Source organism: Thermopolyspora sp. NPDC052614 (assembly GCF_040678635.1).
Taxonomy (GTDB): domain Bacteria; phylum Actinomycetota; class Actinomycetes; order Streptosporangiales; family Streptosporangiaceae; genus Thermopolyspora.
In genome coordinates this window covers 63,941-85,935 of record NZ_JBFATZ010000014.1, presented here as the reverse complement: position 1 = coordinate 85,935, position 21,995 = coordinate 63,941, and the positions used below count along the sequence as shown (strand labels likewise).

22 protein-coding genes are annotated in these 21,995 nt (G+C 70.3%); 12 read left to right on the top strand and 10 right to left on the bottom strand.

Annotated elements, in window-relative coordinates; all coding sequences use genetic code 11:
* Nucleotides 1–28: 28 nt before the first annotated feature.
* Genes nuoL through AB0K60_RS26580 form a run of 4 tightly spaced genes read left to right on the top strand, consistent with a single transcriptional unit; the run spans nt 29 to nt 5,972 of the window.
* A complete protein-coding gene (gene nuoL / locus AB0K60_RS26595) occupies nt 29–1,879 on the top strand; it encodes an NADH-quinone oxidoreductase subunit L (RefSeq protein ID WP_364060854.1) in 1,851 nt (616 codons plus the stop codon).
* Complete coding sequence (locus tag AB0K60_RS26590) at nt 1,879–3,423, top strand: NADH-quinone oxidoreductase subunit M (protein ID WP_364060530.1); 1,545 nt, start codon at nt 1,879–1,881, stop codon at nt 3,421–3,423. The genes nuoL and AB0K60_RS26590 overlap by 1 nt, the downstream gene beginning before the upstream one ends.
* Nucleotides 3,420–4,964 (top strand): NADH-quinone oxidoreductase subunit NuoN, encoded by a 1,545-nt coding sequence (gene nuoN, locus AB0K60_RS26585; RefSeq protein ID WP_364060527.1) that lies wholly within the window; start codon nt 3,420–3,422, stop codon nt 4,962–4,964. The genes AB0K60_RS26590 and nuoN overlap by 4 nt, the downstream gene beginning before the upstream one ends.
* Nucleotides 4,965–4,976: 12 nt before the next feature.
* A complete protein-coding gene (locus tag AB0K60_RS26580) occupies nt 4,977–5,972 on the top strand; it encodes a polyprenyl synthetase family protein (protein WP_364060524.1) in 996 nt (331 codons plus the stop codon).
* On the opposite strand, the gene rarD is transcribed toward AB0K60_RS26580, so the two are convergent.
* Nucleotides 5,969–6,892 (bottom strand): EamA family transporter RarD, encoded by a 924-nt coding sequence (gene rarD, locus AB0K60_RS26575; protein WP_364060521.1) that lies wholly within the window; start codon nt 6,890–6,892, stop codon nt 5,969–5,971. The two genes, AB0K60_RS26580 and rarD, sit on opposite strands and share 4 nt — an antisense overlap.
* Before the next feature lie 146 nt (nt 6,893–7,038).
* Between rarD and msrA the strand changes: the two genes are divergently transcribed.
* From msrA to AB0K60_RS26560, 3 genes are all read left to right on the top strand, one after another.
* Entirely contained in the window at nt 7,039–7,701 is a 663-nt protein-coding gene (msrA, locus tag AB0K60_RS26570; RefSeq protein WP_364060518.1) for a peptide-methionine (S)-S-oxide reductase MsrA, read from the top strand.
* A gap of 61 nt (nt 7,702–7,762) precedes the next feature.
* Nucleotides 7,763–8,074, top strand: coding sequence for a CopG family transcriptional regulator (locus AB0K60_RS26565; protein WP_364060515.1), 312 nt, complete (start codon nt 7,763–7,765; stop codon nt 8,072–8,074).
* On the top strand, nt 8,050–8,466 hold the full coding sequence (locus tag AB0K60_RS26560) for a PIN domain-containing protein (protein ID WP_364060512.1): 417 nt from the start codon (nt 8,050–8,052) through the stop codon (nt 8,464–8,466). The genes AB0K60_RS26565 and AB0K60_RS26560 overlap by 25 nt, the downstream gene beginning before the upstream one ends.
* Nucleotides 8,467–8,659: 193 nt before the next feature.
* On the opposite strand, the gene AB0K60_RS26555 is transcribed toward AB0K60_RS26560, so the two are convergent.
* Nucleotides 8,660–8,917 (bottom strand): WGxxGxxG family protein, encoded by a 258-nt coding sequence (locus tag AB0K60_RS26555; RefSeq protein ID WP_364060509.1) that lies wholly within the window; start codon nt 8,915–8,917, stop codon nt 8,660–8,662.
* Between the two features lie 423 nt (nt 8,918–9,340).
* Between AB0K60_RS26555 and AB0K60_RS26550 the strand changes: the two genes are divergently transcribed.
* Complete coding sequence (locus AB0K60_RS26550) at nt 9,341–10,324, top strand: right-handed parallel beta-helix repeat-containing protein (RefSeq protein WP_364060506.1); 984 nt, start codon at nt 9,341–9,343, stop codon at nt 10,322–10,324.
* Between the two features lie 138 nt (nt 10,325–10,462).
* Here the strand turns inward: AB0K60_RS26550 and AB0K60_RS26545 are convergent, their stop codons facing one another.
* Together AB0K60_RS26545 and AB0K60_RS26540 are read right to left on the bottom strand one after the other, a co-directional pair.
* A complete protein-coding gene (locus AB0K60_RS26545) occupies nt 10,463–10,690 on the bottom strand; it encodes a helix-turn-helix transcriptional regulator (RefSeq protein WP_364060503.1) in 228 nt (75 codons plus the stop codon).
* Between the two features lies 1 nt (nt 10,691).
* Nucleotides 10,692–11,111 carry a hypothetical protein gene (locus AB0K60_RS26540; RefSeq protein WP_364060500.1) on the bottom strand — a complete coding sequence of 140 codons (420 nt, stop codon included), beginning with the start codon at nt 11,109–11,111 and terminating at the stop codon, nt 10,692–10,694.
* 291 nt (nt 11,112–11,402) lie between these two features.
* Between AB0K60_RS26540 and AB0K60_RS26535 the strand changes: the two genes are divergently transcribed.
* On the top strand, nt 11,403–12,755 hold the full coding sequence (locus AB0K60_RS26535) for a PAS domain-containing protein (protein WP_364060497.1): 1,353 nt from the start codon (nt 11,403–11,405) through the stop codon (nt 12,753–12,755).
* Between the two features lie 28 nt (nt 12,756–12,783).
* Here AB0K60_RS26535 and AB0K60_RS26530 read toward each other — a convergent pair whose 3' ends face one another.
* The 4 genes from AB0K60_RS26530 to AB0K60_RS26515 form a co-directional block, all read right to left on the bottom strand.
* Nucleotides 12,784–12,912, bottom strand: coding sequence for a hypothetical protein (locus AB0K60_RS26530; protein WP_364060494.1), 129 nt, complete (start codon nt 12,910–12,912; stop codon nt 12,784–12,786).
* A complete protein-coding gene (locus tag AB0K60_RS26525) occupies nt 12,909–13,103 on the bottom strand; it encodes a DUF5999 family protein (protein ID WP_364060491.1) in 195 nt (64 codons plus the stop codon). Before AB0K60_RS26525 ends, AB0K60_RS26530 begins: the two co-directional genes overlap by 4 nt.
* Nucleotides 13,104–13,780: 677 nt before the next feature.
* Nucleotides 13,781–14,143, bottom strand: coding sequence for a DUF742 domain-containing protein (locus AB0K60_RS26520; protein WP_364060488.1), 363 nt, complete (start codon nt 14,141–14,143; stop codon nt 13,781–13,783).
* Complete coding sequence (locus tag AB0K60_RS26515) at nt 14,140–16,509, bottom strand: nitrate- and nitrite sensing domain-containing protein (protein WP_364060485.1); 2,370 nt, start codon at nt 16,507–16,509, stop codon at nt 14,140–14,142. Before AB0K60_RS26515 ends, AB0K60_RS26520 begins: the two co-directional genes overlap by 4 nt.
* A gap of 607 nt (nt 16,510–17,116) precedes the next feature.
* Here AB0K60_RS26515 and AB0K60_RS26510 point away from each other — a divergent pair.
* Together AB0K60_RS26510 and AB0K60_RS26505 are read left to right on the top strand one after the other, a co-directional pair.
* Nucleotides 17,117–18,163, top strand: coding sequence for an EamA family transporter (locus AB0K60_RS26510; RefSeq protein WP_364060482.1), 1,047 nt, complete (start codon nt 17,117–17,119; stop codon nt 18,161–18,163).
* A 20-nt stretch (nt 18,164–18,183) separates the two neighbouring features.
* Nucleotides 18,184–18,912, top strand: a complete 729-nt coding sequence (locus AB0K60_RS26505) for a GntR family transcriptional regulator (RefSeq protein WP_364060479.1) — start codon at nt 18,184–18,186, stop codon at nt 18,910–18,912.
* Here the strand turns inward: AB0K60_RS26505 and AB0K60_RS26500 are convergent.
* Nucleotides 18,909–20,039, bottom strand: a complete 1,131-nt coding sequence (locus AB0K60_RS26500; protein ID WP_364060476.1) for a lipopolysaccharide biosynthesis protein — start codon at nt 20,037–20,039, stop codon at nt 18,909–18,911. The genes AB0K60_RS26505 and AB0K60_RS26500 overlap by 4 nt on opposite strands.
* 531 nt (nt 20,040–20,570) lie before the next feature.
* Here AB0K60_RS26500 and AB0K60_RS26495 point away from each other — a divergent pair.
* Entirely contained in the window at nt 20,571–20,921 is a 351-nt protein-coding gene (locus tag AB0K60_RS26495) for a hypothetical protein (protein ID WP_364060473.1), read from the top strand.
* A 57-nt stretch (nt 20,922–20,978) separates the two neighbouring features.
* Here AB0K60_RS26495 and AB0K60_RS26490 read toward each other — a convergent pair whose 3' ends face one another.
* Entirely contained in the window at nt 20,979–21,737 is a 759-nt protein-coding gene (locus tag AB0K60_RS26490; protein ID WP_364060470.1) for a crotonase/enoyl-CoA hydratase family protein, read from the bottom strand.
* Nucleotides 21,738–21,995 lie beyond the last annotated feature (258 nt).

Sequence of the window (21,995 nt, the reverse complement as noted above, 5' to 3'; positions counted from 1 at the left end):
CGGTGGAGTGATCGGCGCCTCCTGGCTCATGATCGCGCTGCCCGCCCTCGGCGCCGCAGTCCTGCTCCTGTTCGGCCGCTTCACCGACCGCTGGGGGCACCTGCTCGGCACCGCGCTGTCGCTCGGCTCCTTCGTGGTCGCGGTGCTCGCGTTCGCCCAGCTCCTCGGCTTCGACGAGGCCGAGCGGCGCCGCCAGGTCATGCTGTACGACTTCATCCCGGCGGGCTCGCTCGACGTCAAGACGGGCCTGCTGATCGACCCGCTGTCGATCTCGTTCGCGCTGCTGATCACCGGTGTCGGATCGCTGATCCACATCTACTCGATCGGCTACATGGCGCACGACGAGAAGCGGCGCAAGTTCTTCGCCTACCTGAACCTGTTCGTGGCGGCGATGCTCGTGCTGGTGCTGTCCGACAACTACGTCGGCCTGTACGTCGGCTGGGAGGGCGTCGGCCTCGCCTCGTACCTGCTGATCGGGTTCTGGCAGCACAAGCCCTCGGCGGCGACGGCGGCGAAGAAGGCGTTCGTGGTCAACCGGGTCGGCGACTTCGGCCTGGCGATCGGCGTCTTCACCCTGTGGACCACGTTCGGCACCGTGGCGTACGGGCCGATCCTGCAGGGCGTCGACGGCGCCTCGCAGAACACGCTCACCGTCATCGGCCTGCTGCTCCTGCTCGGCGCGTGCGGCAAGTCGGCCCAGCTCCCGCTGCAGTCCTGGCTCCTGGACGCGATGGAGGGCCCGACCCCGGTGTCGGCGCTCATCCACGCCGCGACCATGGTCACCGCCGGCGTCTACCTGATCACCCGCTCCGGGGCGATCTTCGAGGCGGCGCCGACCGCGCAGCTCGTCGTGACGATCGTCGGCGCGGCCACGCTGATCGCCGGTGCGATCATCGGTTGCGCCAAGGACGACATCAAGAAGGCGCTGGCCGGCTCGACGATGTCGCAGATCGGCTACATGGTGCTCGCCGCCGGGCTCGGCCCGATCGGGTACGCCTTCGCGATCGCCCACCTGATCGCGCACGGCTTCTTCAAGGCCGCGATGTTCCTCGGCGCCGGCTCGGTCATGCACGCCATGAACGACGAGGTCGACATGCGCCGGTACGGCGGGCTGCGCACGGTCATGCCGATCACGTTCGTCACGTTCGGCCTCGGCTACCTGGCGATCATCGGGTTCCCGCTGCTGTCCGGCTGGTTCACCAAGGACAGCATCATCGAGGCCGCGATCGAGCACAACGCGATCCTCGGCTGGACCGCCGTGATCGGCGCGGGCATCACCGGCTTCTACATGTCCCGCGTGATGTTCATGACCTTCTTCGGCGAGAAGCGCTGGGCGTCCGACGCGCACCCGCACGAGTCGCCCGCGGTCATGACCTGGCCGCTCATCCTGCTGTCGGTCGGCTCGGTCGCCGCCGGTGGCCTGATGATCGGCACGGGCGCCTTCGCCGAGTTCCTGACGCCCGCGGTCGGCACGCCGGAGGAGCCGCTCGCCTTCCACCCGATCTCCGTGCCGGGCCTGGTCACGCTCGCGCTGGTCGCGGCCGGCGCGGCGTTCGCCTGGACCAGGTACGGCAGGGCCCCCGTGCCCGAGGTCGCCCCGCGCGGCTCGTTCCTCACCGTCTTCGCCCGTCGTGACCTGTACGGCGACGCCATCAACGAGTCGCTGTTCATGCGGCCCGGCCAGTGGCTCACCCGCCTGGCGGTCTTCTTCGACAACCGCGGCGTGGACGGCATCGTCAACGGCCTGGCCGCGGGCATCGGCGGCACGTCCGGCCGGCTGCGCCGGGTCCAGACCGGGTTCGTGCGCTCGTACGCGCTGTCCATATTCGTCGGAGCCGCCGTGGTCGTCGGTGCTCTGCTTGCCGTAGGGAGCTTCTGATGGACTGGCTCTCCCTCCTGATCGCCGTGCCCGCGCTGGGCGCGCTCGGCGTGGCCGCCGTGCCCAAGGGCAACGACAGGCTCGCCAAGCGGCTCACGCTGGTGGTGTCGCTGGTCGTGCTCGCGCTCGCCGTGGCGATGGCCCTGCAGTTCTCGCCGAACGGGGGCCGCCTGCAGTTCGAGAAGACCTACGACTGGGTCCGCGCGTTCGGCATCCACTGGGGCGTCGGCGTGGACGGCATCGCGCTGGTGCTGATCCTGCTGTCGGTGATCCTGGTCCCGATCGTGGTGCTCGCCTCCTGGAACGAGGCGGAGGGCACCCCGGAGGCCCCGGCGAAGCGCTCGGTGAAGACGTACTTCGCGCTGATCCTGGTGCTGGAAGCGATGATGATCGGCGTCTTCGCGGCGACCGACATCTTCCTCTTCTACGTCTTCTTCGAGGCCATGCTGATCCCGATGTACTTCATGATCGGGTCGTACGGCGGGGCCCAGCGCTCCTACGCGGCGGTCAAGTTCCTGCTGTACTCGCTGCTCGGCGGCCTGCTCATGCTCGTCGCGGTGATCGGCCTGTACGTGATCGCCGACAAGAACACGTTCATGTACCCCGAGCTCGTCGGGGTGATCAGCGACCCGGGCACGCAGCGCTGGCTGTTCCTTGGCTTCTTCATCGCCTTCGCGGTGAAGGCCCCGCTGTGGCCGTTCCACACCTGGCTGCCGGACTCGGCCGCCCAGGCCCCGGCGGGCGCGGCCGTGCTGCTCGTGGGCGTGCTCGACAAGGTCGGCACCTACGGCATGCTGCGGTTCTGCCTGGAGCTGTTCCCGGACGCCTCGAAGTTCTTCACCCCGCTCGTCATCACCCTGTCGGTGATCGGCATCATCTACGGCGCGATCGTGGCCATCGGCCAGACCGACATCAAGCGCCTGATCGCCTACACCTCGATCTCGCACTTCGGCTTCATCGCCATGGGCGTGTTCGCGATGACGAGCACCGCGGGCGCCGGCGCCACGCTGTACATGGTCAACCACGGCTTCGCCACCGGGGCGCTGTTCCTGGTCGCCGGGTTCCTCATCCAGCGGCGCCGCTCGCAGTACATCGCCGACTACGGCGGCGTGCAGAAGGTCAGCCCGGTGTTGGCGGGCAGTTTCCTGTTCGCCTGCCTCGCCGGTACGGCCGTGCCCGGTCTGTCCACGTTCGTCTCGGAGTTCACCGTACTGATCGGCACCTTCCAGAACGACGCGTACGTCGTCGCGGCGGTGATCGCCACGCTCGGCGTGATCCTGTCGGCGATCTACATGCTGTGGCTGTACCAGCGGATCGCGGGCGGCCCGCCGGTCGAGTCGGTGAAGACGATCGGTGACCTGAACGGCCGGGAGAAGTGGGTGGTGGCCCCGCTGGTCGTCGCGATCCTGGCGCTGGGCGTCTATCCCAAGCCGGTCTTCGACGTGATCAACCCGCCGGTGGCGAACACCCTGTCCAACGCCGGCGTCACCCAGGATCCGGCGCCGTCGGTCAACGTCGCCGTGCAGGAAGGGGCCGGCCAGTGAACCAGATCCAACCGCCCGTCATCGAGTACGCCCAGCTCGCGCCGCTGCTGGTCGTCTTCGGGGCGGCCGTCGTGGGCGTGCTGGTGGAGGCGTTCGCACCGCGCTACCTGCGCAAGTCGCTCCACATGCCGGTGACTCTGCTGTCGCTGATCGCCGCGTTCGTGCTGACGCTGTGGCAGGGCCTGCAGGGCAGCCGCAACGCCGCCGCGATGGGCGCGGTCGCGGTGGACGGGGCGACCCTGTTCATCTGGGGCACGATCCTCGTGCTCGCCGCCGTGAGCGTGCTGCTCATCAACGACGAGGACCACTTCGTCGCCCAGGCCGCCGCCCTGCCCGGCTCGGCCGAGGAGGAGGAGTCGCTCAGCACGGGGGCCGCGCACACCGAGGTCTACCCGCTGGCGCTGTTCGCGGTGGGCGGCATGCTGCTGTTCCCCGCCTCGAACGACCTGCTGATCATGTTCGTGGCCCTCGAGGTCATGTCGCTGCCGCTGTACCTGCTGTGCGGCCTGGCCCGGCGCCGCCGCCTGCTGTCGCAGGAGGCCGCGATGAAGTACTTCCTGCTGGGCTCGTTCTCCTCGGCGTTCTTCCTGTACGGCACCGCCCTGCTGTACGGCGTCACCGGCACCGTCGACCTCGGCGGCATCTCCGACGCGCTCGCCGGGATCGGTGGTGAGGACACGCTGCTGTACGTCGGCGTGGCCACGCTGGGTGTCGGCCTGCTCTTCAAGGTCGGCGCCGCGCCGTTCCAGGCGTGGAAGCCGGACGTGTACCAGGGCGCGCCCACCCCGATCACCGCGCTGATGGCGTCGGGCACGCTGGTGGCCGCCTTCGGGGCCGTGCTCCGGGTCTTCTGGGTCGCGCTCGGCGGCCTGCAGTGGGACTGGGAGCCGGTCATGTGGGGCGTGGCGATCCTCACGATGATCGTCGGCGCGATCCTGGCGATCACGCAGACCGACATCAAGCGCATGCTCGCCTACTCCTCGATCGCGCACGGGGGCTTCCTGCTCGTCGGCGTGGTCGCGATCGGCGACGCCGCGCAGAACCAGGCGGCGCTGCGGGGCCTGCTGTTCTACCTGGCCGCGTACGGCTTCACCACGGTGGGCGCGTTCGCGGTGGTCACGCTGGTGCGCGACGCCGGCGGCGAGGCGAACCACCTGTCGCGGTGGGCGGGCCTCGGCAAGAGGTCGCCGCTGCTGGCCGGGGTGTTCGCGTTCTTCCTGCTGGCCTTCGCCGGGATTCCGCTCACGTCCGGGTTCTTCGGCAAGTACGCCGTCTTCGCCGCCGCGGGCGGCGTCCAGGCGTGGCCGCTGGTGGTGGTCGGCGTGCTCGCCTCCGCCATCGCCGCGTTCTTCTACGTCCGGGTCATCGTCCTGATGTTCTTCAGCGACCCGGCGGCGGACGGCCCGACGATCGCGGTGCCCACCATCGGCACCTCGACTGTCGTCGGTTTGGCGGCACTGGCTACCGTGGTGTTGGGAATCTTCCCGGGGCCGGTGCTCGACCTCGCGGGCACGGCCGCCGAGTCGCTGTTCGTCCGATAGGAGTAACGCTTGATGGCCGCGCCGCCGGTGGTAGACCTTCCCTACGTTGACGAGCGGCTCGCGGAGGATCTGGCGAGCGGCCTGGCGGCCGTGGAGAAGCTGTTACGCTCCTCGGTCGAGAGCCAGGACGCCTTCGTCACCGAGACCTCCCGTCACCTGATCGTCGCCGGCGGCAAGCGCTTCCGCGCCATGCTGGTGCTCCTGGCGGCCCAGTTCGGCGATCCCACGGCCCCCGGCGTCGTGCCCGGGGCCGTGGTGATCGAACTCACCCACATGGCCACGCTCTACCACGATGACGTGATGGACGAGGCCACCGTACGGCGCGGCTCGCCCAGCGCCAACGCCCGGTGGAACAACACCGTGGCCATCCTCACCGGGGACTACCTGTTCGCCCAGGCGTCGGAGATCCTCGCCGACCTGGGCGCGGAGGCGATCCGCATCCAGGCCCAGACCTTCTCCCGCCTGGTCCGCGGCCAGATCCGGGAGACCGTCGGCCCCGCAGAGGGGGAGGACCCGGTCCGCCACTACATCGAGGTCCTCGCCGACAAGACCGGCTCCCTCATCGCCACCTCCGGCCACTTCGGCGCTCTGCTGTCGGGCGCCCCGGCCCCGATCGTCGAGCGCATCACCGGCGCGTGCGAGGCGATCGGCGTGGCCTGGCAGCTCAGCGACGACCTGATCGACGTGGCCGCCACCGCCGACGAGAGCGGCAAGGTGCCCGGCACCGACCTGCGCGAGGGCATCCGCACCCTCCCGGTCCTGCACGTGCTCGCCTCCACCGACCCCGCCGACGCACGCCTGCGCGAGCTGCTGGCCGGTCCGGTCCCCGAGGACCGCGTCGAGGAGGCCCTCGCCCTGCTGCGCGCCAACCCCGCGATGGAGCGCGCCCGCGGCGAGCTGCTCGCCTGGGTCGAGCGCGCCAAGGCCGACATCGCCGGGCTCCCCGACATCCCCGCCAAGACCGCCCTGACGGCCCTGTGCGACTTCGTCGTGGAGCGTACCGGCTAGGCGTCCACGGGCTGCGGTTCCTCGGCTCGCCGGCGGTCTCGGCGGGCCGCGCGGCCCGCTCGGATGCCGTCCCAGGTGAACACGACGAGGGCGAGCCAGACGAGCGTGAACCCGGCCCAGCGGGCCGCGGGCATGGTCTCGCGCACGATGAGCACGCCGATGAGGAACTGCAGCACCGGCCCGATGTACTGCAGCAGGCCGATCATCGACAGCGGGACGCGGATCGCCGCCGCCCCGAAGAACAGCAGCGGGACCGCCGTCACCACCCCGGCCCCGACCAGCAGCAGCGCGTGCGCCCACCCATGATCGCCGAAGGTCCCGGCCCCGCCGGCCTCCAGCACGCCCAGGTACGCCAGGGCGGGCGGGAACAGCACCAGCGTCTCCACGGCGAGGCTCTCGGTGCCGCTGATGTTCACGCTCTTCTTGATCAGGGCGTACGTGCTGAAACTGAAGGCGAGGATCAGCGCGAACCAGGGCAGCCTGCCGTACCCGACGGTGAGCACGACCACGGCGACGGTCCCCATGCCGACCGCGGCCCACTGCCAGGGGCGCATGCGCTCGTGAAAGAGCGTCACCCCGAACAGCACGCTGACCAGGGGCGTGATGAAGTACCCCAGCGCGGCCTCGACCACATGCCCGACGTTGACCGCGTAGATGTAGGTCCCCCAGTTGAACGTGATGCACACGGCCGCGAGCGTGAGCAGCCCGAGCTTGCGCGGCTGGGCGAGCAGCCCCCGCACCCACGACCAGTGCCGCAGCACCGCGAGGACCACGGTGACGAACAGCAGGGACCACACCATGCGATGCGCGAGGATCTCGACGGCGCCGGCGGGCTTCAACAGTGGCCAGTAGAGGGGGAACAGCCCCCAGATCACGTACGCCGCGACGGCATACAAGATCCCACGTCGCGTTTCAGGCATGTAGCCCAGTTTTGCTCCTGTCGCGCTTAACCACAAATTAGTACTTCTTCTCCAATTCTTAAGAGGTTCTTACGCACGGAACATCCGCGACAGCCCGCCGGTTGCACCGGTTAGCGTGCCACCTAGTGTGCATGGGAGGACAAACGATGGGCTGGCTCTTCGGCCGCGACAAGACAACGATGGTGACCCGCGAGGACGCGCTCCCCGGTCGCCCGCACCGCATGGCGGTCCCGGCCCGCCACGCCGTGCTCGACGCCCCCCTCGTGCCGCCCTTCCCCGAGGGCACCGAGATCGCCGACTTCGGCCTGGGCTGCTTCTGGGGCGCCGAGCGCAAGTTCTGGCAGACCCCCGGCGTCGTCTCCACCGCCGTCGGCTACCAGGGCGGCTACACCGAGAACCCGACCTACGAGGAGGTCTGCACCGGCCTCACCGGCCACGCCGAGGTCGTCCGCGTCGTCTTCGACCCCGCCAAGGTCAGCTACGAGGAACTCCTCAAGGTCTTCTGGGAGGCCCACGACCCCACCCAGGGCATGCGCCAGGGCAACGACGTCGGCACCCAGTACCGCTCCGCCATCTACACCCACTCCCCGTCCCAGGAGAAGTCCGCCACCGCCTCCAGAGACGCCTACCAGCAAGTCCTCACCGCCGCCGGCTACGGCCCCATCACCACCGAGATCGCCCCGGCCGGCGAGTTCTACTACGCGGAGGAATACCACCAGCAGTACTTGTTCAAGGTCCCAAACGGCTACTGCGGCATCGGCGGCACCGGCGTCGCCTGCCCCGTCGGCCTGACCTCCGGCGAGGCGTAGGGACGTGCTGCGTTTTGGTCCAGGGGCGGCCGTTTGCTACTTGAAGTAGTAAACTGTCCTCGTGAAGGCGTCAGAGCACGAGTTCGGTCCGGGTGACGGGCCGGCGGAGAAGGTCAGCGTTTCCCTACGGGCGGGGAACATCAGGACCGTCCGGGAGCGGGTGGGGGCCCGGGGCTTTTCCGCCTATGTCGATGCCGCTGTGGAGCGGCAGATCGAGCGAGACCTTCTGGAGGAGGCCCTCCAGGAGAACGAGATCCTCGCCGGACCGATTCCGCAGTCGCTGCGCGACGAGGCGGCGGAGTTGTTCCGGCGCGTCAGGTCCGCCCCTGAACTGCAGGAGGAGCACGAGTGGCCCGCGTCAGAAGCCGGCTGAACGCGGGCACCGTGGTTCTCGACTGTGAAGGGCTGGTGAAGTGGTGCGCGGCCGACCAGCGGGTGACCGCGATCGTGCGTGAGGCGCAGGACAACGACTTCAGGGTCGTCGTGAGCGCGATGACGCCGATCGAGGCGCAGGACGTCCGGGCCAAGGCCGATCGCCTCCGGTGGTATCTGTCCCGGTTAAAGATCGAGCCGGTGACGGAGGAGATCTCGTCGCTGGCGGTGCGCCTTCTGCGCGATGCGCGCCTGCACGGTCACAAATACGCCATCGACGCCGTGGTTGCGGCCACCGCATTGCGCTCGGCGAGGCCGGTCATCGTGCTTACGTCCGATGAGGACGACATGAGCAGGCTGTGCGGGAAGACCGTGCAGGTGGTGGCGGTATGAGGCGCGGGCTGGGAGTTCGGCGACGCCCGGCGGCACGGCCGTCGTCAGGCTGGGGGGACAAGCGTTTGGTTTGACAGCGGCGCGTGCCCGGGGTTGATGGCCCGGCAGGGGCTCGGACGGTTTCTTTGAGCGGGTGCGGGCTCCCGCGCCTGGCGGGATGCCCGCTTTCGGGTGTCGTCCCGCTCCCGTGAGGCTACGGGCGCGTGGACCTCATGTGATCGGCCCGCTCGTGTTCCCGCGGCTTGCGCATGCCGCCCAGGCCGAGCAGGCCCAGCAGCCCGAGCAGGCCCCACAGGCCCCAGCCGCCGCCGCTGCTCTCCTGTCGATCCGGCTGTGGCGCCGAGACGGTCTGGCTCTGTGACACGGTCGCTGGAGCCTCCGCCGACGCCGCGGCCGCAGGAGCGAGCACCAGGAAGAAGGCCATTCCCATGCCGATGAGAGTCTTGCGCATGTGGATCCCCCGATCCGGCGGCCTCACGGCTGTGGAGACCGCCTGCTTGGGTCCCCGGGCCGGTTGCTCCCGGAGACATCCCCCGTATGCGGGTTGATCTCCATTTTTCCTGCTAGGACACACCTACCATCATCCATCACGCCCAAACACGGCACACTCCTCCGCGTACGGCCGCCGTCAGGTCGTGGGACGGGAGGTGGCGTCCGGTGACGGCTTGGGCGACTTCGGCCATCTCGCCACTCGTTTCTCGGTAGTCTCGCGGTGAATTGCCGGAAATTTTGGACCAGTCCACTGACTGCCGACGGTGCGATCTGTGCGGAGAGACGAAGCATGAAAGCCGATATCACGTTCACTGCCGGGCTGGCCGGCTCACTCGCCACGGTCGCCGGGGTCTTACTGGGGGGCGGCTCCGGCGTTGATCGGATGAGCGGAGGGAACGCGGCGGGACTCCAAGGGGTGAGTCTCGCGTCGGCGTCCACGTCCGTGGCGGGCGCGTCGGCTCCGAACGGCGCCGACAGGGTGAGCTGCCCGCGGCCGAACAAGACCGTCGCCGGTGCCGCCGAGCTGCAGAAGGCGATCAAGACGGCTCGTCCGGGGGATGTCATCCAGATGCGGCCGGGCGACTATCGGGGCAACTTCGTCGCCCGGAAGTCGGGCACGCCGGCCAAGCCGATCTTCCTCTGCGGCACCGCCAAGTCGGTGCTGAACGGCGGCAACGTCAACAAGGGGTACGTCTTCCACCTTGACGGGGCCGATCACTGGCGGCTGGTCGGCTTCATCGTGCGCAACGGGCAGAAGGGGGTCATGGCGGACCGGGCCACCGGCGTCGTCATTCAGAACCTGACCGTGCACAACATCGGTCACGAGGGCGTACATCTGCGCAATTTCAGCTCCGACAACACGGTGCAGTACAACAAGATCTATAACGTCGGCCTGAGCAAGGCGAAGTTCGGCGAGGGCGTCTATCTCGGCTCGGCGAAGTCGAACTGGAAGCGCTACTCCGGCGGGCAAATGGACCGTAGCAATGGCAACGTGGTGCGGGGAAATGTGATTCGCGCCACCGCCGAGGCCGTGGACGTCAAGGAGGGCACCAGCGGCGGCCGCATCGTCGGCAACGTCTTCGACGGGTCGGTGATGGGCGGCGACAAGTTGAACGACTCCTGGGTGGACGTCAAGGGCAACAACTACGTGATCGAGGGCAACCGCGGCAAGAAGACGCTGCGGGACGGCTTCCAGACCCACGAGATCATCGACGGCTGGGGCACCGGCAACGTCTTCCGCAAGAACGTCATCGACCTCGCCGGCGGCAAGGGCGTCGGCATCAACGACACCGTCGGCGGCAACACGATCACCTGCGACAACAAGGTCACCGGTGGCCGCCTCACCAACAAGGGCCGCTGCACCTGACGTTCCCGCGAGAGACTCATCGCTCCGGCGGGCCGTACGGTCGCGCATCCGGGCGCCACATGGCGTCCCGGCGCGTGCGCGTGAGCGGCCCGGAGCGGGTCTTCGGGCGGCTCACGCGGCGCCGCAGCGACGCCGGGCTCAGTCGTCGTCGGTGTCGGGGTAGTGGAAGACCTCGTCGAGGGGGACCTTGAAGACGCGGGCGATGCGGAAGGCCATCTCCAGGGACGGGGAGTAGCGGCCCTGTTCGATGGCGATGACGGTCTGCCGGGTCACGCCGATGCGGCCGGCCAGCTCCGCCTGGGTCATCTCGCCGTGCTGGAAGCGCAGGGCGCGGATCGAGTTGGTGACCTTGGTGGGTTTGCCCATGTCAGAAGCCCCGGCGGTGGGCGACGATCTTCACGATCGACGAGGTGAGCGCGGCCAGCACGAAGGCCAGGTAGAGCGTGTTGGCGATCCAGAAGTGCGGCGCTTCGATCATGGCCAGGACGAGGGGGAGGACCGAGGCGATGCTCATGACGAAGAAGCCGACGTACTCGCCGAGGCGGTCGATCTGCTTCTCGCGCTCGTCCTTCGGGCCGACGTCCTTGGGGGAGAGCATCGCGGCCACCATGTGCGCGATGATGTTCAGGACGATCGCGACGCCGACGGCCGTCAGCAACGGGCGCACGTACGCGATCCGGGTGGCGTCCGTGCCCGGCAACTGGGTGAGGACCGAGGTGAAGTAGACCGCCGGCACGACGACGGCGATCACGGCGTAGATCCACGCGCGTTTCTCTTCGAGGGACATGCCCGCTCCATGACGACGGCGACGACGCTGCCAATGTAAAATATTGCCGACATGATGTCAACAATAACTAACAGCACGTCAGGGGCCGCCGAGCGTGGAGACCGGCCCGTGCGGAGCTTTCGGTGTCGTGAGGTGACAGATTTCACAGGGTGTAGGCCGGTGTTATAGGTCACATACCCCCAAATGAGGATGAAGCGACCCTCTAATCTATTATTCGGTCATCCTGAAACGCGGCGGCGAGATTTGCCGCACCAAGCCGGGTGATCTCTCGGCGGAACACGGAGGTGGGAGATGACACTCGGGAATTTGACCGCGCCCGGCGACCTGGAGCGATCCATCCGCCCTGATGAGTTGTTTTTCTCCACCACCGACAACCACGGCCGGATCCGCACGGGCAATTCCGTTTTCGTGCGGATCTCCGGATATTCCATGGAGGAACTCACCGGCGCGCCGCACAGCATCGTGCGTCACCCCGAGATGCCCGCGGGCGTCTTCCGCCTGATGTGGGACCGCCTGCTCGCGGGCCGCCCGGTCGGGGCCTACGTGCTCAACCGCGCCAAGGACGGCGGCCACTACTGGGTCTTCGCCACCATGACGCCCTCGGCCGACGGCTTCCTGTCGGTCCGTGTGGCCCCCGCCGGCCCACTGTTCGCCAAAATCCAGCAGGCGTACCGGTACGTGCTCGCCGCGGAGCGTCACGCGGCCGAGCACGAGGGGCTGAGCCGGCGCGAGGTCGCGCACATCGGCCTGCGGACCCTGGAGGGCCTGCTGGACGAGCTCGGGTTCGGCTCGCACGACGAGTTTCTGGCCGAGGCGCTCACCGGCGAGGTGACGGCGCGCGGCCGGATATGCGCCGCCTACGCGCGGCCGCACGCGCGCGGGCCGATCCGGCAGGTGCTGGCCGGCGCGGAGGCGCTGGAGGGGATGCTGGCCGGGCTGGTGCTGCTGCTGGACGACTACCGGATGTTCAGCGAGCGGCTCGCGCACGCCTCCGGACAGGTGCTGGACGTGGCGCGCAGGCTGGACCGGGCGGTCGCCGCCGCGCAGACCGCGTCCCGGATGGTCGCCGCGACCACGCCGGTGCTGGGCAACGTCGCCGAGGTGATGGCCGGGCCGATGTCCAGCGCGGTGGCGGCGCTTGAGCGGCTGTCGCCCAGGCTCGCCGACCTCCGTGAGAACGTGACCGACCTGCGGTTCCGGATCGCGCTGGCGAGCCTGCACACCGACATGATCGCCTCGTTCGCCGCCGAGGTGGTGGACGGGGAGGCGCCGCCGACCTCGCTGCGCGAGGTGCCGCTGCTCTGCGACGCCGTACAGGACAGCGTCCTGGACATGTCGGCCAGGGCCGGCCAGGTGAACGGCACGCTGCGCGAGATCATCGGCGGGATCGCCGAAGCGGGCGAGCGGCTGCTGGTCTTCCAGCGGTTCCTCGGGCAGTGGCGCATCCTGGTGGGGCGGCACCGCGCCCAGCGGACGCTCGGCGATCTGGTGCAGCCGATCGACGAGGAGCTCTTCGCGAGCTGGAACGCCATGGACATGCTGCGGAAGCTCGGCGAGGAGTTCCGGCGAGCGGTGGTGCCGTTCGACGTGGCGGCGCTGCAGTCGCACGTCGCCAGGATCCGCGCTGAGGTGATCGAGTCCTGATACGCGGCCCCGAGCCCTGAGCGTTGGGTCAGTACGGCAGGCGGCGGCCCGACGGGGTCCGCAGGTCGAGGGGCGGGCGCGGGGTGCGCGGTTTGGGCTTGCGGACGCGGATTCCGGTCTGCGGGGCGGACGCACGCCCGTCAGCGGTGACGGTCATGCCGGGCTTCCGCAGGGGCCCCGGTGCACGGGGACGATCCGGCCGTCGGGAAGCAGGTCCCCGGTGTCCTCGAAGACGACCACTCCGTTGCAGAGCAGTCCCCAGCCCTGCTCGGGATGGAAGGCGACGAGGCAGGCGGCCTCACGATCGGGAGCGTCCGCCGGCGGACACTTCGGCTGGTGATTGCACATGGCTTCGTACCTCGATTTCGCCGGACGACGGCGACTCGTTCACCTGCTGTTCATCTTGCCCCGCCGACCCCGTACAAGGCGACGGGATAAACCCTGGTGGGCACCTGTCTGGACCCCGGGTTCCATCCAGCAGCGTCAAGGGGGGCCGGTCGGGTGCGAGATGCCGCTCTCCCCGTCCGGTCTCGTTGACCTCGTGGGGAACACCCCTTGACCAATTAGTGTAAGCATGTCCAGGGATGTGGTTATTCCATCCCGTTGGTCGTTATGACGGATTTTGCACAACGGGTGGGATCGGCGGTAGCGCCGGGCATCGGCTCCAGGCAGGCGGCCGTCCCTCGGCGGGTGCGCCGCACCTCGCAAGCGCCGAAAGACCCGCGTCGATCGGGGCGTGCGCTCGCTCGCGCGCCCCGATCGACGCGACGGCAAACGAGCCGGGGTCGCCCGGCCACCCCGGAGGCATCCCTTGGTGAACCCTCACCCCGGTGAACTCTCCGACGGACCCGCGCGCACGCCGACCCCGTCTCCTCCGGTGGACCCCCGCACGTTGAGCCCGAAGCGGGTCTTGCGCGGTGCACAGCAGCGCCCTGGGACCTGAGCCGGGTTCCTGTGGGAAACCCGAGCCGTCCCAGGGCCGTCGTTCTGCGGTCAGCCCGCGTCCCCGCGGACGCGGGCAGGTGTCACAGGGCCTTGAGGCCCGCGATGACCTCGCGCAGCAGGCTCGGCTCCGGCATGTTCCCCTGGCTGGGCTGGCGCACCCGGATCAGGCCCTGGTCCCGCAGGTCGGCCAGGAGGATGCGGACCACCGTGAGCGGCATGTCCACCCCCGAGGCCAGGTCCGCCACCGAGATCGGGCGGCGGGCGGCCATCAGGATCCGCATGTGCTCCGGCGACAGCCCGTGGGCCGCCGGCGCCGACAGGCTCGCGACCACCGTCGCCAGCAGATCGAACTGCTCACCCGTGACCCGCGTACGGCCACGCGTGATCGTGTACGGGCGCAGCAGGGGCCCGGCGTCTTCGTCGAGCCAGCGCTCGTCGCTCACGAGGCGTCCCCTCCATTCTGACCGGCACGCCGCCATCCTGCCTGGAACGAGGAGAGCACGTCCCGATGTGGCCTGTCACCATCCTGGCCGTCCCGCACCCCCTGGCCGTTCCGGGGCTGCGAGGCGTCGCGGAGCGGAGTGGTGTTGCGGAGCTGCGGAGCGAGGTTGGCCTGCCGTACCCGACGAGGCAGCCCCGCCGCCCCGTTCCCGCCGTTGGACGCCGCAGGCGCCGCGGACGCCGAGGTGAACGCCGCGGACGAGGCGGACGAGGCGGACGAGGTGGACGCCGCGGACGAGGCGGACGCCGCGGATGTCGCCGACTCCACCGAGACGGCCGTCAGCGGCGGCGCCTTCGCGGCCCCACTGACCGAGGCGGACGTGATCTCGGGCGCCGCGGACGCCGTGACCAGGCGCTCGACAGAGTAATCCGTCTCCTGCCGGGACCCTTTGCCGCCTTCCGGCCCGCCGGTCTCCACCACCAGCTCGCCGGGGATGAGGATGATCGCCGTCGTCCCCCCGTACGGCGAGGGCCGCAGGGAGACGCGGATGTCGTGCCGGGCGGCGAGCCGTCCGACCACGAACAGCCCCAGCCGGTCGCTGTCGGCCAGATCGAACTCGGGCGGGTCGGCGAGCCGCTGGTTGATCTGCTCGTACTCCTCGCGGCTCAGCCCGAGGCCGCGGTCCTCCACCTCGACGACGAAGCCGCGCCCGACGGTGCCGCCGCGCACCTGCACGGTGGTCTTCGGTGGCGAGAAGATCGTGGCGTTCTCCACCAGCTCGGCGACGAGGTGGATGACGTCGGTGACGGCGGAGCCGATCAGCGCCGGGCCCTGCGGCACCACGACGTTGACCCGCAGGTAGTCCTCGACCTCCTCGACGGCGGCGCGGACCACGTCGAAGAACTGGACCGGGTTGCGCCAGCCGCGGGCCGGGACCGCGCCGGACAGGATGATGAGGCCTTCCGCGTGGCGGCGCATGCGGGTGGTGAGGTGGTCGACGCCGAACAGCCCTTCCAGGATCTCGGGGTCGTCGACCTTGCCCTCCAGGCGGTCGAGCATCTGGATCTGGCGGTGCAGCAGCGACTGGTTGCGCCGCGCCAGGTTGAGGAACACCTTGCCGACGCCCTTGCGCAGCTCCGCCTGGCCGACCGCGGCCTCGATCGCCGTGCGCTGCACCATGGTGAACGCGTCGCCGACCCGGTCGATCTCCTTGGTGCCGCCGGCGATCAGGGTGCCGGTCTCGGTGTCGGTGTCGACGTCCTCACCGCGCTTGAGGCGGGCCACGACGCGCGGCAGCCGTTCCTGGGCGAGGTTCAGCGCGGTCTGCTGGAGCTGGATCAGCTCGTCGGCGAGGCGGCGGCCGAAGCGCATCGAGACGAAGACCGTCAGGACGAGGGCGACGACACCGAGCGCGGCGGCCACGCCGATCTGCATGAAGATGGTCGTCGCCGCGGGCACGCTGCGGTCGGAGATCTTCTCGTTGGTGACCAGGCTGAGGTGGTCGAAGCGGAGGATCAGCGCCTCGGTGGTGGCCCGCCAGGTCGCGGCCTCGACCGGCAGCGGCCGGTTGATCCGCACGTTCTTGACCATGCGCCGCTCGACCGCCTCGAAGGCGGTGTAGGTGTCGGTGTTCTGCAGCTCCAGGTACGGCTGCTGCAGCTCCGCGTCGAACTGCTGGAACGCCAGCCCGTAGAGCAGCTTGCGCTGGGTGACCATCTCGGTGAAGGCGGTGTGCTCCTCACCGGTCAGCCGGTTCGCGGCCACCGCGCCGGCGATCAGGGCGGCCTGCTGGCTGAGCGCCTCGCGGGCGCGGCCCAGCGTGGTGGCGGCCTTGGACTGCTCGATCACGTCGAGGTCGGGGACGATCAGCAGCTTGTCGTTGACCCGCTGCGCGTCCTCGATGATCGTGCTGTAGGCCTCGATCGTCTGCAGCCGGGTGAAGTTGCGGCCGTCCACCCGGACCCGGATGTCGGAGAGCCACTTGAGCTGGTCGCGCAGCTCGTTGAGCTGCCAGCGCATGAGCGCCGGGGTGGCCTCCTGGACGTCGGCGGCGAGGGCCTGCCGCTCCAGGGCCGCCAGCGCCTGGTTCGTCTCGACGCGCTGCTGCTGCAACTGCCCGGCCTCGTCGGCGTTGCCGCCGCCGGCGCCCAGCACGGCCAGCGACAGCAGGCGTTCCTCCTGCAGGGCGCCGGTGAGGGTCCGCAGGGGGAGGACCACGTTGTCGAAGACCTTGTTGACACGGAGCAGATCGAGGCCGCGGCTGACGGTGAGGGCCGCTGCGAAGCCCCAGATGGCCACTAAGGACACGACCGGCACCAGCAGAATCGTCAGAAGCTTGAAGCGGATCGAGCGCTTGCGACCGGCCATGCGGTGTTCGCCCCCAGTGCGAGCGATGGTGTGATGTTAATGGCTGTGAAACATTAGCAATGGTCGCGAGTAGGCACTAGGGCCGTCAATTATCAGATTGGCCCCAAATTCCCCTTTGGGGCCAAGAGTCCGTCTCAACTCACGATCATCATCGCGTACGGCTGCCGCCCGGCCGGGTTCGAGCGGGCGAAAACGTGAAGGTGGACCGTTCCCCGTTCGGATCGCCGGACGCCTCGACGGCGCGGGCGTCCGGGATCCGGCGTCGCGACGGCGGGGGCGGGGCGGGGATGGGGACGGCGGAGACGGTGGAGCATTCCGGGCGGATGGTCTCTGATCAGGTGTTTTCCCGTGTGAGCCGATGGCCGGACAGTGCTGCCCGGGCCTCTGCGGGCCCCGCCGTTTCGCGAAAGATGTCCGAAGTATCTGTTCTGTCGATTTAGGGGGACCGGAACCCGTGATCGGCCGTGCCGGCGCCCGCGTTCCGTGAATGTTCATACGCCGAAGATCGGGTGCCGTGGCGTCGGCCCTCGGCGCCGCCGCCGTCCCCCGCGTCGGATCGTCTGGATACAGGTTTGCACTGACTGTCCGGTTGTAAGACAATCAGGTCATGCGTAGTGCTGGACCATGGGCGATCATCGCCGCGGCCGTTCTGTGGGGGACGGCGGGCACCGCCGGAACGCTGGCGATGGCCGGCGGCGTGGACGCGAGTCCGCTCGATCTCGCGGCGGCCCGGCTGGTGATCGGCGGACTGGTGCTCGGGGTGCTGCTCACCGTCGGCGCTCGCGGGCGCGTCCTGCGGACCGGCATGGGGTGGCGGATGCTGTTCGCCACGGTGGCCGTGGTGGCGTACCAGTTGTGCTTCTTCGCGGCCGTCGACCGTACCGGCGTCGCCATCGGCACGGTCGTCGCGATCGGCAGCGGGCCGGTGTTCACCGGGCTGCTGTCCTGGTACTTCGACCGCACCCGGCCAAGCGCCCGCTGGGCCGGGGCGACCGCGGCGGCCATCGCCGGATGCGCGCTGCTCATCGCGGGCGGGGGCGTCGAGGCGGGGCGCGATGTGGTGACGGGCGTCCTGCTCGCGCTGCTGGGCGGACTGCTGTACGCCTATTACGCGGTCACCGCCGCCGGAGCGATCGCCTTGGGCGCGCCGTCCGGCCTGGTCATGGGGCAGATGTTCGGCGGGGGCGCGATCCTGTCCCTGCCGCTGCTGTCCTTCGGCGGCATCGGCTGGCTGAGCGAGCCGTACGGGCTGCTCACCGCCGTATACCTGGGCTGCGCGACCACGGCACTGGCCTACTTCCTGTACGGCAGGGGCCTGCGCACGACCCCGGTGGCCACGGCCGCCACGCTGGCGCTGGCCGAGCCCGCCGTGGCCGCGGTGCTCGGCCTGGTCGTCCTGGGCGAGCGCCTGTCGCCGTCGTCGTGGGCGGGCATGGCCATGCTCGGGCTCGCGCTGGTCGCCGTCGCCCGCTCGACCGCGTCCGCCCCGGAACCGGCGACAGGGCCCGCGACAGAGCGCGCCCCGGAGCCCGCCTTGGGGTCCGGCGGGGAGCCCGGCGCACCGGACGTGAAGGCCGCGGGTGCCGACGTTGACTCGGCGTACCGCTCGGGACAGCCTCGTTCCGGACGATCGGCGACGAAGGGGCAGGCGTGACGCGACCGGGGACGGGGGCCATGGCCGAGGGAACGCGCGGGGCGACGTCCGGGAACGGGACGGGCGGCGCGCGGCCGAAGGGGAGGGGCGCCGGTGGCGTCACGGGCGTCGGCGGGGCGGCGGCTCCGCTGCGGCCGGTGTCCACCGTGGACGCGCTCGCGGCGGCCTTGCGCGACCGTGTGCTCTCCGGCGAGATCGAGCCGGGGACCCCGCTGCCCGAGCAGGAGCTCTCCGCCGCGTACGGCGTGGCCCGCCCCACCGTGCGCGAGGCCCTGGCCGTGCTGGCGCACGAGGGCCTGCTGCGCCGGGAGCGCAACCGCAGCGCGTACGTGCCCGAGGTCACCGTCGCCGACCTGGCCGACCTGATGTTCGTACGCGGACCGCTGGAGGAGCTGATGGCGGGCACCCTCGCCGGGCGGCGCGTCCCCGAGGCGGACCGGGCGCTGGAGGAGATGGCCGCGCTGCCCCCGGACGCCCCCTGGTCGCGCATGGTCGCCGCGCACATGGCCCTGCACGAGGCGATGATCGGCGCCGTGGGCAGCCCCCGGCTGGAGCGGCTGTACGCGTCCCTCGCCGCCGAGACCCGGCTCGGCCTGGTACGCCTGCGCGAAGTGTACGAGGACCGCGACGTGCTGGTGGCCGAGCACCGCGCCCTGCTCGACGCCATCGCCGAAGGCCCCGCCGACGCCGCCCGCCGAGCCGTGCTCGCCCACCTGGAGTGGGGCGCGGGCCGCCACGAGACCGCCTAGCGCCGCGACCGCGTCGCTGCGCCGGGTCCGGCTTGCCGGGCACCCCGGGTGCCCCGGACGCCGCAAACGCCCCGGACGCCTCGGACGCCCCGGACCCTCCGGACATCGCGCCGGCGGGGGCCGAACGGGCGCAGGCCGTAGCAGCGCCGGATCTGGGCGAGCGGGAGGGCGTTCTTGACGACGACCCCGGCGGACCAGCCGAGGGCGGCGCCGAAGGCGCCGTGGGCGGGGACGAGCAGCAGGTCGAGCAGGACCGTCACGCCGGTCGCCGCGGCGATGCCGGCCAGGCTCGCCGTGGTGCGCCCCGCCGCGACGAGCGCCACGTCGGCCATGCCGCAGGCGCTCGCGAACATCATCGTGGCCGCGAGCACGATCGCGACGCCCGCGCCCTCGGCGTACCCCTGGCCGAAGACCTCCAGTAGCACCGGGGCGAGCGCCGCGTAGCCGAGCCACACCGGCCAGGTGATCAGCACCAGCCACCGGGTGGTCCGCCGGTAGAGCGCCTGCGCGCGCGCCAGGTCGCCGTCGGCGAGGGCGCGGACCAGCGCGGGCTGCGCCGCCTGCGCGAGCCCCTGCCCGGCGAGCTGGCCGAGCACCTTGAAGCGGGTCGCGGCGGTGTACACGGCCGCCTGGGCGGGTCCGGCGAGCATGGCCACGATCACGATGTCGAGCCGCTGGAACACGTTCTGCACGGCCGATCCCAGCGAGCGCGGGCCCGTGTGCCGCCAGAACTCCCCGGCCGCCCCCCGCCGGTACGGCTCCCGCCGCACCCTGCGGCCCAGCCAGACCGCGGCCGCCGCCGCCACGGGCAGGTAGGGCAGCGCCCACGCGGCCACCAGCCAGGGCACGGGGTCGCCCGCCGACGCCGAGGCTGCGCCGTGGGACCACCACAGGGCGACGGCGGCGACGAGCCCGAACTGCCCCGCCGGCTGCAGCACGCCGCCGAGCCAGACCGTGGGCCGCATCGACCCCAGCCCCCGGCTCGCCCCCGTCAGGACATCGGCGAGCACGATGACCGGAAAGGCCACGGCGAGCAGTCGCACGGCGGCGAGCAGGCCGCCGGCGACGTCGCCTTGAGGCGACGGCGAAACCACGGAATCCGGGGCGTCGTGCCCGGATCCGCTCATCGGCGGTTGTGGTCCGACCGAAAGGTGGGCCAGGCCGTCCAGGCGCAAGGCGCCCCCGGGTAAGAGGACGGCAATGGCGATGACCAGCGATGTCAGGACGACGGGGAGAAGAGCGGCCAGGAGATATGACCAAATCGCCCTGTTATGTCCCTCGTGATGCCTCGCCGCGAAATAAATCAGCCCGTTAGAGGCATCCAGTCGGACAATTCCTGCCAGCATCAGACAGACGGCCGTAAGAGCGAAGAACCGCCCCGCGGTGTCCGTGTCGAACGCGCGCGTCACCGCCAACGCCATCAGGAACTGGGAAACCGCCCCGGCCCCCGCCCCGGCCAATCCCGCGATGCCGCGCCTCTTGACCCGGCGAATCTCCGCCGCCTCCCCGACCACTCGCCCAGCGTATCCACCCGATCACCCCAAGCGACCGGAATCGTGTCCGGGACGGTCAACTTATGGTCCGTCCGGATGTAGCTTCTGCGGCTGTATGGTGACTTCCCTTGCACCTGACGCCCGGATGTCGTCACAATCGCGCCCATGCACGGCAACTCAGTGCCGGATTCCTACGTGTACGTCACGGAGGAGGGTGTGACCCGCCACTACGCGGACGGCAGCGTAGAAGCCCTCGCGTGGGAGGATGTGGTCGAGGTACGCGTAGAAGGCGTCACCGAGTCCGACGCCCTTATCGTCCTGTTGGACCGGGACGGCGAAGGGTGTGTCGTGCCGAAATCGGCGACGGACGCCACCTTTCTCGCCCGGCTGCGCTACCTGCCCGACTTCGACCTCGACCGGCTGAGCGCCGCCGTCGAGTCCGCCGGAGAGGGGCGTGTGGTCGTGTGGCGCAGCCCCGACCCCCCGGCCCCCCTCCCGGACCTGGAGTACGACTGAACCGCTCCGTACGCCGCCGCCAGGTCGGCTGAGCGGGCGGGCAAGCGTCGTGGGCGGTCAGGCTCCGTGACGGCCCTCGCCTGCGCGGAAGCGCTCGACGCCGCCGAGGCCGCCGTCCCGCAGGGTCGCCATGCCGTACCGGAACTCGGCGGCGAGCGCCTCGGCCTCGGACAGTCCCTCCTGCTCCAGCGCCGACAGGCGGTCGTTGCGCAGGCAGGTCTGCGGCAGGGCGGCGAGCGCGGCGGCCAGCTCCTCGGCCGCCGCCCGCGCCCGGCCGGGCGGGACGACCCGGTCGACCAGACCGATCGCCAGGGCCTCCGGCGCCGGTACGGCCCGCCCGGTGAGGATCAGGTCCATGGCGCGGCCGGCGCCGATCAAACGCGGCAGCCGTACCGTGCCGCCGTCCACCAGGGGCACGCCCCAGCGGCGGCAGAACACGCCGAAGACCGCGTCCTCGGCCGCCACCCGCAGGTCGCACCAGATGGCCAGTTCCAGCCCGCCCGCGACCGCGTGCCCCTCCACGGCCGCGATCACCGGTTTGGACAGCCGCATCCGGGTCGGCCCCATCGGCCCGTCGCCGTCGGGGGAGACGCGGTTGCCGCGCTCGGTGCCGATCGCCTTCAGGTCGGCCCCGGCGCAGAAGGTGCCTCCCGCGCCCCACAGCACCGCCACGGAGGCGTCGGGGTCGGCGTCGAACTCGCGGAAGGCCCGGGCGAGTTCGCGCGCCGTCGGCCCGTCCACGGCGTTACGGACCTCGGGCCGGGACAGCACGATCGTGCTCACCGGTCCCGAACGTTCGACTGTTATCTTCGTCACAGCATCCTCCCACAGCAGTGAGTCCGTAATAAGGGAATTTGAGGAAAACATCCTCTTAATCCCCGTCAACCGCGCCCCCGTTGCCCGCTCCCCGCTTCCCGTCAACCCATGGCGAGCCGAATACTTCGGCCGAATGTGGACATTGCTAGCTATTCCCCAGTGCCAGGAGTGATCTCTAAGATTTCTCAGGGAACCCGGCTCCCGTGCGACACAAGTGTCAGGCGTCAACCAAGGGGACTGAACGTGCGTCAGTAGTCT